General features: G+C 74.4%; 11 protein-coding genes. 4 read left to right on the plus strand and 7 right to left on the minus strand.

Annotated elements, in window-relative coordinates:
• Positions 1-351 precede the first annotated feature (351 nt).
• Positions 352-1,926, minus strand: a complete 1,575-nt coding sequence (locus IR158_RS09405) for a M20/M25/M40 family metallo-hydrolase (RefSeq protein WP_291812346.1) — start codon at positions 1,924-1,926, stop codon at positions 352-354.
• Between the two features lie 242 nt (positions 1,927-2,168).
• On the opposite strand from IR158_RS09405, the gene IR158_RS09410 reads away from it, so the two are divergent.
• Entirely contained in the window at positions 2,169-3,236 is a 1,068-nt protein-coding gene (locus IR158_RS09410) for a PIG-L family deacetylase (protein ID WP_291812349.1), read from the plus strand.
• Positions 3,233-4,987: an ATP-binding protein gene (locus IR158_RS09415; protein WP_291812350.1), complete on the plus strand. Its 1,755-nt coding sequence runs from the start codon at positions 3,233-3,235 to the stop codon at positions 4,985-4,987. Before IR158_RS09410 ends, IR158_RS09415 begins: the two co-directional genes overlap by 4 nt.
• Positions 4,988-5,037: 50 nt before the next feature.
• On the opposite strand, the gene IR158_RS09420 is transcribed toward IR158_RS09415, so the two are convergent.
• The 4 genes from IR158_RS09420 to IR158_RS09435 form a co-directional block, all read right to left on the minus strand.
• Complete coding sequence (locus IR158_RS09420) at positions 5,038-6,192, minus strand: hypothetical protein (protein ID WP_291812351.1); 1,155 nt, start codon at positions 6,190-6,192, stop codon at positions 5,038-5,040.
• Positions 6,189-7,472 (minus strand): glycosyltransferase family 2 protein, encoded by a 1,284-nt coding sequence (locus IR158_RS09425; RefSeq protein WP_291812352.1) that lies wholly within the window; start codon positions 7,470-7,472, stop codon positions 6,189-6,191. The genes IR158_RS09420 and IR158_RS09425 overlap by 4 nt, the downstream gene beginning before the upstream one ends.
• 4 nt (positions 7,473-7,476) lie before the next feature.
• Complete coding sequence (locus IR158_RS09430) at positions 7,477-8,373, minus strand: ATP-grasp domain-containing protein (RefSeq protein ID WP_291812354.1); 897 nt, start codon at positions 8,371-8,373, stop codon at positions 7,477-7,479.
• A gap of 63 nt (positions 8,374-8,436) precedes the next feature.
• Positions 8,437-10,137: an OmpA family protein gene (locus IR158_RS09435; RefSeq protein WP_291812356.1), complete on the minus strand. Its 1,701-nt coding sequence runs from the start codon at positions 10,135-10,137 to the stop codon at positions 8,437-8,439.
• 231 nt (positions 10,138-10,368) lie between these two features.
• On the opposite strand from IR158_RS09435, the gene nrdI reads away from it, so the two are divergent.
• Together nrdI and IR158_RS09445 are read left to right on the plus strand one after the other, a co-directional pair.
• Positions 10,369-10,809 (plus strand): class Ib ribonucleoside-diphosphate reductase assembly flavoprotein NrdI, encoded by a 441-nt coding sequence (gene nrdI / locus IR158_RS09440; protein ID WP_291812358.1) that lies wholly within the window; start codon positions 10,369-10,371, stop codon positions 10,807-10,809.
• Positions 10,810-10,915: 106 nt separating this feature from the next.
• Positions 10,916-11,059 (plus strand): hypothetical protein, encoded by a 144-nt coding sequence (locus IR158_RS09445; protein WP_227581028.1) that lies wholly within the window; start codon positions 10,916-10,918, stop codon positions 11,057-11,059.
• Positions 11,060-11,111: 52 nt separating this feature from the next.
• Here the strand turns inward: IR158_RS09445 and IR158_RS09450 are convergent, their stop codons facing one another.
• Positions 11,112-12,404: an alpha/beta fold hydrolase gene (locus tag IR158_RS09450; protein ID WP_366928427.1), complete on the minus strand. Its 1,293-nt coding sequence runs from the start codon at positions 12,402-12,404 to the stop codon at positions 11,112-11,114.
• 9 nt (positions 12,405-12,413) lie between these two features.
• The gene (locus IR158_RS09455) at positions 12,414-14,831 is read right to left on the minus strand and encodes a TIM-barrel domain-containing protein (protein WP_291812359.1); all 2,418 of its coding nucleotides are present in this window, start codon (positions 14,829-14,831) and stop codon (positions 12,414-12,416) included.
• Positions 14,832-14,863: the final 32 nt, after the last annotated feature.

Below are 14,863 nucleotides of genomic sequence, written 5' to 3' on the forward strand. Positions count from 1 at the left end.
GGGCGGCCTCCTCGGATACTGCTCCGTGACCGTCCGTCATGTCTCGCGCGGGTGAGAATCTTCACATCTTCATCACAAAAGGGGCGATTCGACAGCCGCCCCCGACCCCCGTCTTGACCTCCCGGTGTCCAAGGGTCAAGAAAAGGTCACGTCAGGGGTTGGCAAGACCCGGGTGGAGGAGCAAGATGTCGCTCGTCTCCTGCGGGGCTGGGCGGCCACGCCAAGGACGACGCACCACGTCACCCGCCGCGCCGGGACGCTCCCCCGAGGGTCACCGGACGGCGGTGGCCCGGCCCCCGAAGGGCACCGGGCCACCGGTCATCCGCGCCTGGAGGCGCTACGCCGACGTCGTCAGGACGCCCGCTGCAACGTGCCGTGCTCCTGACCGTGCCGGTGCCCCTTGCCCTTGCCGGGCTTCCACGGCCCGTGGTGGTGCCCCTGGTCCCCGGGGCCCGACACCCCGTTGATCGCCGACGTGTCGGTCGCGAGGCTGGCCGTCGCGAACGCGACCGCGGGCGCCATGATGCGGATCGCCTCCCGGCTCACGTTCGCCAGGTCGTCTCCGGCCGTGTGGTAGTTCGGGTCGTGACGGATACCCGCCGTGCCGCCGAACAGCGCGACCTCCTCCTCGGTCTTGATGTCGTCGGCGCCGGTGAACAGGCCCGAGGCCGGGACGCCGTTCGCGATGAACGCCTGGTAGTCGGACCGGCCCGAGAACTCCGTGTCGACCCACGGCTGGCCCGTGCGGTCGAACCACCCCGTCAGGACGGCCTCGGTCTCGGCCGAGCCCTCCGGCACCTCGACCGGGGCCTCGTACGTGGACTGGTCGGCGTCGTACACGCCGATGATGTAGTTGGGCGACCCCACCATGTCGAAGTTCAGGTACGTCGCGATGCGGTCCAGCTCACCCTCCTGGCCCGCGAGCTCCTCGACGTACTCCGTGGAGCCGATGAGCCCGAGCTCCTCGGCGCCCCACCACGCGAACCGCACGGTGTTGTTGAGCTTCTTCTGCTTCGCGAGCTGCACGGCGACCTCCAGCAGCACGGCTGAGCCGCTGCCGTTGTCGTTGATCCCCGGGCCCTCCTCGACGCCGTCGAGGTGCGCACCGAGCATGACGACGTTGTCGTCACGACCCGCGCGCGTCTCGGCGATGACGTTGAAGCTCTCGTTCTCCTCGGTGTGGAACCGGGTGTCGAGGGTGATCGGCACACCCGCCGCCACCGCCTCGACCACGGCGAGCCCGTCGGCCTGGCCCATGCCCGCGACGGGCACGGTCACGACGGTCCCCTCGCCGAGCGTCCCGTTGAGCATCTCCTCGACGTTGTTGTAGACGACGACGCCGACCGCGCCGGCAGCCTCGGCCACCACCGCCTTCTCGCCGAACGCGCACACCCCGCGGCTCACGACCGCGATCGTCCCGGCCACCTCGACCCCGGCCCACGACTCCGCCGTGCAGCCGGTGGTGTCGGTCGGCGTCGAGCCCGGCGCCGTGACGCCGCCCTCGGGCGAGTTCGGTGCGTACTGCATCTGGTCGACCACGTACGTCTCGCCGGTGCCGAGCGTCAGGCTCGCGGCGTCGACCACCTCGAGGCCGAAGGTGAACGGGTCACGCGTGGTCGTGTACCCGGCGCGCTGCAGCGTGCGCTCGACGTACCGCGCGCTCGCCTCGTACCCCGCGGTGAGCGCGGCGCGGTTGCCGTCGTTCCGGTCCGCGATGCGCTGGAACTCCTCGAGGTGACGCCACACGCCACGCGTCGTGACCTGGCGGGCGAACCTCTCGGCGTTGATGGTGTGCCCCGGTCCGCGCCCCGGACCTGGCTTCCCGCCCGGCCCGTGGGCCGTGGCGGGCGGTGCGAGCAGAGCGCTCGTCCCGAGCACGAGCACGGCGAGCGCTCCGGCGAGCGTGGTGGTGCGTCGAGCTGTCACTGTGGTGTCCCTTCGTCGCGGGACCCGCGGCTGGTCGGCCGTGGGGCGACGCCGCCCGCGGGATGCCCGGACGACGTCTCGCCCCACGGTGAACGATCACGCCCGAGATGTCACGACATCCCACGACTTGAGACGGCGGAGCGGGCACCGGACGGGCACGGGGTGCACGGTCCCACGCTCACCGGGCGGTGCCGCGCGCCGCTTCCTACAGTGGGCCGTACACGTCGAGGCCCGGGGGGACCATGCCAGCCGACGACCGGTACCGCGCACTCGTCCTCGAGGACGATCCGGACGCGGCAGAGCTCCTGCGGATCGCGCTCGAGCGTGAGGGGATGGTCGTCGTCGTCGCGACCACCGCGGAGAGCGCGCTGTCCGCGCTGAGCCGCAGCACGTTCGACGTGCTCGTGACCGACATCCAGCTGCCCGGGCGCTCCGGGCTGGAGATCCTCCCCGAGGCGCGTCGCCTCGACCCCGCGCTCACGGTCATGATCGTCACGGCGTACCCGACGTTCGACCACGCCATCGAGGCGCTGCGGGAGGCCGCCGACGAGTTCCTCGTCAAGCCCGTGTCGTCCGCGGAGGTCGTGCGGCGGGCCACCGAGCTCGCGAAGGTCGCCCGCGAGCGCCGGGCCGGCCACCGGCAGCGCATCCTCGCCGTGGGGGCCCACCCCGACGACGTCGAGATCGGGGCCGGGGCCACGCTCGCGGCGCACAGCGCAGCCGGCGACGACCTGGTGATCCTCACGCTGTCCGGCGGAGCCGTGGGCGGCAGCACGACCGTCCGGCAGGCGGAGGCCGCAGCCGCCGCGGCCGTCGTGGGCGCCCGCCTCGTCCACCTCGACTTCCCGGACACCCACCTGGTGCCCGCCGAGGGCATCATCACCGCGATCGAGCGGGTCATCGACGAGGTCCAGCCCGACCGGATCTACACGCACAGCGCGCACGACCGCCACCAGGACCACCGCGCGGTGCACGAGGCCGTGGAGATCGCGGCACGCCAGGTGCCCAACGTGTGGTGCTTCCAGAGCCCGTCGTCGACCGTCGCCTTCGCGCCCACCCGGTTCGTCGACGTCGAGGGGTTCGTGGACACCAAGCTCCAGATGCTCGCGGCCTACGAGTCGCAGTCCCACCGCGACTACATGCGACCCGACATGGTCCGCGCGACGACGCGCTACTGGGCACGGTTCAGCAGGGCCGACGACGTCGAGCCGCTCGAGACCGTCCGCGCCACCGAGACGGTCGCGTCGCACGTGCGCGGCGCCCTGGCCGTCGAGTGGACGCAGACCGGCGAGGACGGCCCGGGCGAGTGACGGGCGCCGCGCGCCGCACGTGGCCGGCGTGGTCGGGCACCGACGAGACGGACCCCGTGACCCGCGCCCTGCTCGAGCGCGTCGCTGTCGGCTGGCTCGCACCGGACGCGGTCGCGCTGCGGCAGGCACCGGCGACGGTCGCCATCCTGGTCTCGTTGGTCGTCGTCGAGTCCACCGTCGCGCCCGAGCGTCCCGGCCTGCTGGCCGCCGCGGCGGCCCTCGTCGGGCTCGCCCAGCTCGCGGGCCTCTTCGTGCCCTGGCGGTACCTGCGACCCGTCTGGCGCGCGACCATGCCGCTCGCCCAGATGGCCGCGATCGGTCTCCTGGACATCGGCACGGGCCTGCAGATGGCGGAGTTCGACATCCTGCTGATCCTGCCGATGGGCATGCTCGCGCTGCGGCCCGAGCGCTGGGGACCGGCGCTCGCGCTCGCGATGTGCACGGTCGTGCTGCTGGCCCCGGCGATCGTCGACGTCGACCGCAGGCAGCCGCTGCTGCACGCGGTCGTCACGCTCCTCGTCGTCGTCCCGACGGTGGTCGGCGCCTACGGCATCGTGCAGGCCTCGCGGGTGCAGGCGCTCGAGCTCCAGCGCGCCCGGGACGCGCTCGACGTGCGCGCCGAGCAGCTGCGCGCGTCGCGCGACACCCTGAGCAGCATCATCGAGGCCGCCACCGAGCAGGCCATCATCGCGACGGACGTCCACGGGGTCGTCCTGTCCGCCAACTCCGGCGCCGAGCGCATCCTGGGACGGGGGGTGCACGAGCTCGTCGGCCGCGAGATCGGCGACCTCGTGGACGACCTGCGCCCGGGTGCCCCGCAGGACGTCCACCTGGGCGTGCCGCTCAGCCGGCTCGTCGGCCTGGCGAGGGAGGGTGGGACGCACGTCGAGGAGTGGCGGGCCGTCCTGCCCGACGGCACCACCCGCTTCCTGGAGCTCGTCGCGACCCTGCGGCCCGGGCTCGACGACGCCGGCCCGACGCTGCCCGCCGGCTACCTGTTCGTCGGCACCGACGTCACCCCCCGGCGCGACGAGCAGCGTCAGCAGGACGAGTTCATCGGCCTCGTCAGCCACGAGCTGCGCACGCCGCTCGCCTCGATCCTCGGGTACCTCGAGCTGATCCGGTCCGGCGACCACGTGCTCGACGAGGAGCAGAGCAGGTACCTGGACGTCGTCGAGCGCAACGCGAACCGGTTGCGCTCGCTGGTGGACGAGCTGCTCGCGAGCGCCCAGGTCGTCGTGGGTGCGCCCGTGTCGGGCCAGGAGCTCGACGTCGGGGACGTCGTCCGCGGCGCGGTGACCAGCCAGGCCCCCATCTCGCGCGCCGCCGGCGTGCAGGTCGACGTCCAGGCGGACGGGCCCGTGCCGCTGCTGTCGGACCCGCAACGACTGACCCAGATCGTGGACAACCTGGTGAGCAACGCCGTGAAGCACAGCCTCGCGGGCGACCGGGTCGTCGTCGAGGTGCTCCCCGGCACCGCGCCGGAAGGGGCGCGCACGGCCCTGATCCGCGTGGTGGACGAGGGTGCGGGCATCGCGCCCGACGAGCTGTCGCGCCTCACCGAGCGCTTCTACCGCACGCGCGACACCAAGCGCCGCCGGGTGCGCGGGGTCGGCCTGGGGCTCTCCCTGGTCCAGGCGATCGTCGACGAGCACGGCGGACGGCTCACGATCGACAGCGAGCTCGGGAAAGGCACGCGGGTCGAGGTGCTGCTGCCCGACCTCACGGAGGCGACGACGCCGGGACCGTGACGAGCCGCGCGTCGGCGGTGAGCGGACCGTGGGCGGCGCGGCCCCGGACGTCAGCTCGGCGACGTCGGGTTCCACACCGCGGCCAGGGCCGCCCAGTCCTCGTCCGTCAGCAGGCTCGCGGGGGTCACGTTGACGTGGGTGACGCCGTTCGTCGCGGCCTCCTCGACCGCCTGCGTCAGGACGTCGGCGGAGAGCACCCCCGGCGGGTCGACCGAGAACGGCGCCCACATGCCCACCGACACGGTGAAGCGGGACATGTCGTACCCGGCCTCCTCGAGGCCGGCGGTCACGCGGGAGATGTCGGTGGGCGGGCGCTGACCGAACAGGTAGGCCCACAGCACGAGACGGTCGGCGGAGCGCAGCAGGACGTCGTACAGCTGACCCGAGACCGGGGAGCCCTTCGCCGGGTCGTCGAAGTCGACCCGCGCGTCCATCGCCAGGACGATCCCCGCGCCGCGGCCGCCGTCCACCGCGTCGAGTGCGGACCGCATGCGCGCCAGGAGCCCGGCCAGGACGTCCGCGCGCCACGCCGCCACGGAGTCGGCGTAGTCGTCCGGCAGGCCGTCGGCGGTGCGCGGCCAGTCCGTCGCACCGGTCATCTCGCGGAACAGCGCGAGGTCGTCGTCCCCGAACGAGTTGATGTCGAGGAAGAGCTCGGTGATCGCGATCTGGCTCGGCTCGTAGCGTTCACCCAGCGCCGCCACGTACTCCACCAGGCGGTCGCCCACCGGGCCCCGGGCGAGCTGCGCGGCCGACGCCGTGTAGGTCGCCGGCGTGCCGTCGGCCGACCTCCCGGCGATCGACGGGTCCTGCACGATCCACTCCGGGACGTACGCGTCGACGACGAGCCCGATCTCCCGCTGCCTGCCGTCGCCCGTCAGCCGCAGCGCCCGCGCGGCGCGCGCGATGTGGTCGGCCCCGGGCTCGGCGGCCGCGTCGGGGTACGCGGCCCAGTCGAACGCCGTGAACTCGACGCGCCCGGCGTTGAGGTCGACGCCCGTGGCACCGACCTCGTCGAGGTGGGCGTCGAGGGCCGCCCAGTCCGTCGCGGGGTCGGTCACGATGCCGAAGTCCACGCTCACCGAGCGCAGCGACTGCGGCTGCGACGACGACGGCGCCCGCAGCGGCGGCGGCACGTCCTGCCAGGGGCGGGCCACGACGACCGCGACCACGACCACGACCAGGAGCGAGGAGAGGACGATCACGAGCCAGGACCGTGATCCTCGACCAGCCCGCTCACCGACACCGTCCCGCTGCGTTCCAGCTTGTTCCATCTGTTCTCCGCGTTCCCCAGCTCGAGCCGTGCGGCATCGAGCACGACGACGGTCATGAGCGCCGAGTAGACGGGCCACAGCCCGACGGTCCACAGGTAGCGCAGGTCCCGAGGAGCCCGGTCCAGGAGCACGGCGACGACCAGCAGGACGCACGACAGCGGCAGACCGACCAGCAGCAGCCACTGCCACAGCGAGCTCGGCAGCCAGCTCGTGCCCTCGACCAGGACCAGCACGACGAGCACGAGGGCGGCGAGCACCTGCAGGAACGGCGCGACGACCTGCGCCAGCGTGTTGTACAGCAGGTACACCCCGAAGGCCCCGTACCGCGGGTTGCCGATCATGCTGCGGTGCAGCCCCGTCGCCTGCAGCAGCCCGCGGGCCCACCGCACGCGCTGGCGCCACAGGCCGCGCAGGGTCGACGGCGACTCGGCGAAGACCAGCGCGTCGGGAGCGAACGTCACGCCGTACCCGGCGCGGTGCACCCGCCACGTCAGCTCGAGGTCCTCGCCGAGGGTGTCGGTCCGGACCGGCCCCACCTGCTCGAGGACGTCACGCCGGAAGGCCCCGACGTTGCCCGACACCACGGGCATGCACCCCAGCACGTCGAGGGCGCGCCGCATCAGACCGGTGCCGACGTGGCTGATGAGCGAGAGCAGCCGGGTCAGGACCCGGTCGAGGTTGACGGGCCGGTCGTTGCCGCACACCGCGCCGACGCGCTCGTCGCGGAATCCCCGGAGCAGGCGGGTGAGCGTGTCGGGGCGGAACAGCCCGTCGGCGTCCACCAGCACGAGGACCTCGCCCTGCGCGGCCGCGATGCCGGTGTTGAGCGCGGCTCCCTTGCCGGCGTTCTGCTGGTGGAGGGCACGCACCCGCCGATCCGCGGCGGCCAGCTCGCGCATCCGGGCGTACGTGCCGTCGGACGACCCGTCGTCGACGCACACGACCTCGAGCCGGGGGTGGTCGCTGCGCAGGATCGACTCGATGCAGTTGCCGATGAGCAGCGCCTCCTCGTAGGCGGGGACGACCACGCTGACCGACGGGGGCTCGGTGAAGAGCGGCCCGTAGCCGGCCGGCCCGGGCGTCGCGCGCCGCTGCCGGACCTCGAAGACGACGGCCGCGGGGACGAAGGCGAGGCGGATGAGGCCCACGACCAGCAGCGACGCGCCGACGACGACCACGAGCGACGTCAGCAGCGCGAGGACCACGGACATCGGGTCAGCCCGGCCAGTCGTCGAGGACCGTGTCCAGGATCTGCGGCGCCGACGCCGACACGGCCCCGAACCGGGCGTTGACCTCGAGGACCACGGGCACCCCGTCGGCCAGGCGGCGCACGTCCATGTCGACCGGCCCGACCAGGTCCAGGGCCTCGACCGTGCGCGCGGCGAGGGCGGCGACGTCCGGGGCGTCCCCGTCCGGAAGACGCTCGACGGCCGTCGCGTTGCCGATCCGGCCGTGCTCGAGCGCCGCCTTCTGCAGCACCACGACGACGGTGCGCCCCGTGTCGGGCGAGCGGTACACCTGCGGGCTGTACTCCACGGCGGGGGCGAACACCTGGACCACCCAGGACGCGTCGACCTTGTCCCACACCGGGTCGTCCGGCCGGTCGACCACGTGCACGCCGCGACCGCCGCGGGCGACCCGCGGCTTGACGACGACCGGACCACCGGCCCAGGCGAGCGCGTCCGCCGCGGACGCGAACGCGTCGGCCGGGGCGAACGCCGGGACCGCGACGTCCGCGCGTGCGAGCGTCCACATCGTCAGGAGCTTGTCCCCCGCGACCGCCGCCGCCGAGGCCGTCGACCCGACGAGCGCGCTGCCGAGCCCCGCGGCTCGCCCGAGGACCGCGATGCGCGGCAGCTCCTCGGAGACGGTCGGGACCACCAGGTCCGGATTCACGCGCGCGATCAGGTCGAGCATCGCCGGCTCGTAGCGCGGGTCACCGGCGGCCGGGACCGCCTCGACCGTCTCGAACCCCGTGACGGGCACGGGGTTCAGGTCCGCCCCGACGGCCCGCAGCTCCGGGGCACGCCCGACGAGCTGGGCGCCCAGCGCGCGCCCTGCCGGACCGGCGGCACCGGTCACCAGGATCGTGCGCCGTCCCCCTGCGCCCATCATCGGATCATGGCACGCGCCGTCCGGGGCCGCAGGAGGGCAGTCGGCGCGCGGGGCCGCCGCTCAGGAGGTCGCGTCGTCCGTGGGCGCGCTCGGGGTGGCAGTCGCGGCGACCTCGGGTGCGACCGGGATGTCGACGAGGCGGAAGTCGTCGTCGAACGCGACGCCCGTCCCGGCCTGGAACACCACGGTGTCGACGTCGAGACGCGGGTACACGAACGAGAACGTCCGGGTCTGGCCGCCGTCGATCCACGAGCTGGCGTCCAGGTCCGACGCGGTGAACCACTCGCCGTCCGGCCACGTCTCGTTCTCCCCGACGCGGTAGTCCAGCGGGAACAGCCGGGACGCGCCCTGCAGGACCGTGCCGCGGGCGGTGATGTCGTGCGGCGTGACGGTGTCGCCGGGGCGGTGGGAGGCGAACCCGCGCAGGAAGCCCACCGCCCAGCCCAGTCCGTCCTTGTCGTCCGCGGCGTGCACGGTCAGGTCGACGACCACGTGGCCGTGCACGCGGCGGGCCGTCGCGTCGACCTCCCACGTGCGGGCCACCGTCTCCACGCGCAGCGGCGTCCCCGCGGTTCCGACGTGCGCCCCGAACTCGGGGAGCTCACCCTCCGTCGTGACGTCGGTGCGCGTGACGACCTTCGACGTGAGCGACACCGTCACGCGCCGGTTGAGCGCCCGCCCCTCGTCCGACGTGTTGTCCGCGACCGGCTCGGACTCCCCGCGGCCGTCGACCCGCATGCGGTGCCCGGCACCGCCGGCGTGGGCGGCGAGCGCGTCCGCGACGGCCTGCGCGCGTCGCCGGGACAGGTCCCGGTTGTACGCGTCGTCGGCCTGGTCGTCGGTGTGGCCGACGACGTCGACGGTGCCCTTCTCACGCTCGGCGAGCCGCTGCGCGACCAGCGCGACGGCCTGGGCGGACTCCGGCGTCAGGTCGGCCGAGTCGAACGCGAACAGCACGTCGGACCCGAGCGTGACCTCGACCCGCTCGGTGGACTCGATGGTCCGCACGGCACCGTGGAGCTCGGCGCTCGTCGACTCCAGCGGGAACGTCGGAGCGCTGACGACGGCGTCGAGGTCGAGCTCCTCGGGCGGCTCGACCTCCTCCGCGTCGGGGGTGGCCGACGGGCTCGCGGAGGCCAGGGCGGCCGCCGTCGCGGCGGCGTCCGCGGCCGCGACCACGTCGTCCGGGTGCGCGGCCGGGGGGACGTCGCCCTCGATGACCGGCACCTCGGCGAACAGCGGGGCGCCGGGCACCAGCAGGGACAGCGCCGTGACGTCCTGCGCCGGTGCGGCGAAGGGCATCTGGAGACGCGTGCCGTGGGCCGCCCCGATGCGGTGCCAGCGCTCGGGTGCGACGACGGGCTCCCCCGCGGTGTCGGCGCCGACGTGGTAGGCCACGTCGGCGGCGAGGTCGAAGAGACGGACGTTGGCCGGCGGCTTCCCCTCCGCGATGAAGGACGTCACGTCGAAGCCGCCGATGCGGACGTCCTCGTCGAGCTCCTCGAGCGGGACGACGTCGAGCGTCAGGACCACGTGCTCACCGGCGCGCACCAGCGGGTGCACGCGCACCTCGAGGTCCACGCCGCCCTCGGGGATCACCGCGGTCGCGACGACGTCGTCCGGCTGGGGGCCCGGGTCGACGGTCGGCGTCGGGGTGCCGGGACCGGGCGACGGGTCACCGCCGGTGCACGCGACGAGTGCGAGACCCAGCGCGACGGCGAGGACGGCGCGCGCGGGGCGGCGGCATCGGGCAGCAGGCACGAGGGTCTCCAGACGGACGAGGGGTGCCGCCATGATGCCCGAGACGTCCGGATCAGGCCTTTCGCCGTCCAGAGCCTCACCCGTCCGGCGTACACCCCCTCCCCTCCTCGCGTGAGAGAGCGATCCAGGACGACCGGCTGCTCTCGCGCGGGCGAAGGCGCGGGGGGCGCCGGCCGGTGTCCGGGACCTACGTCCGCGCCGCCCGCCGCCCCGACGGGGTGGGCTGGTGGGATGCGCCGCACGCCCGTCTACTACTACTCGTCCTCGAGCGGGCTGGTCCGCACCTTCGCCGAGCGGCTCGACCGCCCGGTGCGCAACCTCGCGGAGCGCGAGCACCGGCGCAGCGAGGTCGACGGGCCGTGGGTGCTGCTGACCCCGTCGTACAAGACCGGCAACGACGCGAACGACACGATCCCCGAGGCGGTGCGACGGTTCCTGGCCTCGCCCCACAACCGGCGGCTGCTCGTCGGCGTCATGGGGTCGGGCAACCGGAACTTCGGGCAGTACTACCAGAAGGCGGCCCGGGAGGTCGCGCAGCGGTCCGGCCGGCCCGTGCTGTTCGAGTTCGAGCTCGCGGGCACGCCCTGGGACGTCGAGGAGTGCGAGCGGATCCTGCGCGACCTCGACGCGGCCCTGGCCGAGCGGCACGCGGACGGGCGGCCCGCGGCCTGACCGCCGCGACGGCTCCCGAACCCGGCCTGCACCCGGCCCGAGGGTGCGCGTCCCGCGGCGCGGCGGCACAGTGGACCGGGACGTCCGCCGACCCGGGAGGCCCGACGTGACCGGACGCGCGAGCGACGAGCCGCAGGACCACGAACGACGCACCCGCCGGATCGCCCGGCTGCTGGTGTGGACGGGTGCGGCGATCGTCCTGGGCGTCGTCGTGGGGCTGGTGTACGCGATCCACCCGCTGCTGACCTGACGCGCCGGGAGACGCCCGGATCGCGCGGTTCGCCGTCCACGGGTTCACCCGTTCAGCGGGTGGTGACCGCCCACCGCCCCGACGTCAGGTCCGCCAGCCGCGGCAGGATCGTGTCCCCCGCGACGCGCAGGCCGTCGTGCAGGTACTCGTTGGTGATCCACACCTGCGCGTTGCCCAGGCCGTCCGCGGTGCGCAGCGCCAGGTCCAGGTCGACGTACGGGTCGTCGTAGTACTGCACGGCGGCGACGGGCACGTCGGTGGCGGCGAGCCGGTCGACGTCGTACAGCCCGGGCCACTCGGTGCGCGACGCGAGCTCGTCGGCGACGGCGGCGAACGGCCGCAGCGCCGCGACCTGCTGGTACATCCACGGGTACACGGCCTCGCCGGTGAGCTGCAGCGGCCGGGCGTCCGTCGCGAACTGCGGGTGCCGGGCGTGCTCGTCCGCCGCCGCCCAGCCGGGCTCGCGGTGGCCGGAGTGGTAGATGACCTCCTGCAGCACCAGGTACAGCGGGTTGGTCGCGAACCCGGTGCGCGTCGCGACCTGGGCGAGGAACCCGGGCGCGGGCTCGCCGCGACGGTCGAGCGCGGTGTCGAGCAGCCAGTGCAGGCCGTCGGCGCCCGTGCTCATCCCGAGATCCATCCCCAGGGTCTGCAGCCGCTCGACGCTCAGCACCTCGCCCGTGGGCAGCACGACGTCCCCGGCGGCGACGCGGTCCGCGAGGCGGCCCAGCAGGTCGACGTCGTCGGGGAACGCGCGGGCCAGCGCGCGGTTGCGTGCCGCCTGCCGCGGGTAGGTGGCGGCGTAGACGTCCTCGGCGGTCGCCCCCACGGGCGGCAGGCCGCCGGTGACCCAGCAGGCGTCGAGCGCCTCGGGGTGCCGCGACAGGTACGTCAGCGTGAGGAACCCGCCGTACGACTGGCCGAGCGTCGTCCAGCGTCGCCCGCCGTACACGGTGCGGCGCAGGTGCTCGGCGTCCTCGACGATCGCGTCGGCGCGGAAGCACGCCAGGTAGTCGGCGGCCGTGCGGGCGTCGTCGAACGCCGCGACGTCGGCGCCGTCGACGCGCGACGAGCGACCCGTCCCCCGCTGGTCGAGCAGCACGACGCGGTGCGTGCGCAGCGCGGTGGCCCACCAGCCGCCGCCGGGCATCGGGCGCGGCCCCATGCCGCCGGGCCCGCCCTGCAGGAACAGCAGGAGCGGCAGGTCCTCGCCGTCGCGCGCGGGGTCGACGACCTCGCGCGCGAACACCTCGAGCGTGCCGAACCGCTGCGGGTCCGCCCGGTCCACCGGCACCTCGACGCGGTGCTCGCGCACCCGGAAGCCGGTCATCGCGTACTCGTCCACACCGCGACCCTACGAGCGCGCCGTGCGCCCGTCACCCTCCGCGCGCGCCAGCACAACCTCCTCGACCGCCGCGCGCAGGGCCGGCGGCACGTCGAGGGCCGCGAGGTGCGCGAGCCGCACGTGCAGCGGACGCGGCGACGTCAGCACGTCGAGCACGCGGCTCTTGAGCTCGTACCCGACCTGCGCGGCGTCCAGGACCCGGTGCAGGCGCCCCGCGACGTCGTTGGGCCGCAGCGCGGGCTCCGCACCCAGCCCGACGCGCAGCGTGGCGTCGACGGGCACGTCGGCCACCGTCACCCGCAGGCGGCCGTCGGCGGCGCGCGCGACGACGGGGTCGACCGTCCCGCCCTCGACGGTCGCCACGGGCCGGACGTCGTCGGCCACCGACAGGAACGTCACCGTCCACGTCCGCGTGGCCGGGAGGAAGCCGTGCGCACCGCGGACCGGCCCGACCGTCAGGACCCCCGCGGCCTGGTCCCAGACGAGCGGGGTGCGGGCGACGCGCGACTCGTCGAGGCCGTCGCCCGTGCCGTCGTCCTCCACGAGCGTGAACGCGCCGTCGGCCCCGACCACGACGAGCACCTCGAGCGCCTCCGGCTCGACCGGGTCGTCGCCGGGCACGTCGGCCGCGTCGAGCGGCACGAGCGCACCCGCCGGGGCCAGGACGGGGACCGAGGTCAGGTCGCGGTGCAGGACGACCTCGCGGCCGCCGTCGTAGACCAGCCCGGTGAGCACGTCGACCCACGTCCCGTCCGGCAGCCACGCGCGCACGGCCGCGGTCACCGACGCGGGGTCGCGCGGCGCCGTCACCGGCGCGACCAGCAGCTGCGACCCGAACGCGAGCTGCCCCGGCACGCGGTACGCCTCCGGGTGCCGCGACCACCGGTGGTACATCGGCGTCACGAGCGGCACGCCCTCGCGCGCGGCGCGGTGGTTCATGGTGTGCAGGTACGGCACGAGGCGGTGCCGCAGCCGCAGGAAGTCGGTCTGCACGGCCGCGTGCTCCGGCCCGTACGACCACGGCTCCTTCGTCAGGAACGGGTTGTGCGACGAGTGCAGCCGCAGCACGGGAGAGAACGTGCCGAGCTGCACCCACCGGGTCGCGAGCTCGTCGTCCTTGGCGCCGAACATGTGCCCGCCGACGTCGTGGCTCCACCAGCCGTAGCCGATGTTGGCGGCCGCCGCCGTGAAGTGGGGCTGGAACGCCAGCGACGCCCACGAGATGACCGCGTCGCCCGAGAACCCCACCGGGTACCGGTGCGACCCGGGCCCGGCGTACCGCGAGAAGGTCAGCGGGCGGCGCCCGTCGCGCGCGTTGTCGAGGAAGTGGAAGTGGTTGAGCATCCACAGCGGGTCGATGCCCGCGACGCGCGAGTGGGCGCCCTGCTGCCAGTCGATCCACCAGAAGTCGACACCGTCGGCCTCCAGGTCGCGGTGCAGCACGTCGAGGTACGCGGTGAGGAAGGCCTCGTCGGTGACGTCGAACGCGATCGGGTCGCGCGTCGAGGGGTCCAGGCCGAGCGCCGCGCACATCGCCGCGTACGCCTCCTCGTGCGGGCCGACGCCGTCCGCGGGGTGCACGTTGAGCGTCACGCGCAGCCCGCGCGCGTGCACGTCGGCGAGGAACGCGGCCGGGTCGGGGAACAGGTCGCGGTCCCACGTGTAGCCGGTCCACCCGCTGCCGATCGCCGGGTCGACGTCCGTGACGTGCCAGTCCATGTCGAGCACCGCGACCGAGAACGGCACGCCCGCGGCGCGGAACCGGGTCAGCAGGGCGCGGTACTCGTCGGCCGTGTAGCGGTGGTACCGGCTCCACCAGTTGCCGAGCGCCCAGCGCGGGACGACCGGCTGCGCACCCGACACGGCGTACAGCGCGCGGACGGCCTCGGCGTGGTCGTGGCCGTAGGCGAAGACGTACAGGTCGGTGCGGGCGTCGTCGCGCGGGGCGACCCAGCCGTCGTCGGTGAGCAGCAGCGACGTCGAGTCGTCGATCACCGCGTAGCCGTTGCGCCCCGCGACGCCCGGCTCGAGCGGCACCGCGCCGTCCGCCTCGTCGAGGGTGCGCGCCGTGCCGCCGAGGTTGCGGCCGTCGTCGTCCTGCCCGTAGCGCCACACCGAGTGCCAGCTGGTCACCGCGCCCAGCACCGCGACGGACAGCCCGCTGGTGGTGAACGGCCCCTTGTCGTACGTCAGCCGCAGCCGCCGCGTCACGACCTCGAGGTGCGTGCCGCGGTCGACGACCCGGAACTCGGGGACCGGCTGGCGGCGGTGCAGCGCGAACGTCGACGGCCGGTCCTCGAACACGCCGTCGGGTGAGTGCTCCAGGCGCAGCAGGCCCTCGGTGAGGACGGTGATCCGGTAGTGCTCGCCCTGCACGACGGCGGCGGGGTCGGCGACCGGGTGGGTGGGCAGTGTCGGAAGGGGCATGCGGTCCATCCTTGGTGGACGCGCGGCGGCCC

The sequence above is a fragment of the Cellulomonas sp. genome, assembly GCF_015234515.1.
GTDB lineage: Bacteria > Actinomycetota > Actinomycetes > Actinomycetales > Cellulomonadaceae > Cellulomonas.

Bases quoted from the DNA above. Each gene is read 5' to 3' on its own strand.
- IR158_RS09410 (WP_291812349.1), top strand. From the start codon at position 2,169: ATGCCAGCCGACGACCGGTACCGCGCACTCGTCCTCGAGGACGATCCG.
- IR158_RS09425 (WP_291812352.1), bottom strand. From the start codon at position 7,472: ATGTCCGTGGTCCTCGCGCTGCTGACGTCGCTCGTGGTCGTCGTCGGC.
- IR158_RS09430 (WP_291812354.1), bottom strand. From the start codon at position 8,373: ATGGGCGCAGGGGGACGGCGCACGATCCTGGTGACCGGTGCCGCCGGT.
- nrdI (WP_291812358.1), top strand. From the start codon at position 10,369: ATGCGCCGCACGCCCGTCTACTACTACTCGTCCTCGAGCGGGCTGGTC.
- IR158_RS09455 (WP_291812359.1), bottom strand. From the start codon at position 14,831: ATGCCCCTTCCGACACTGCCCACCCACCCGGTCGCCGACCCCGCCGCC.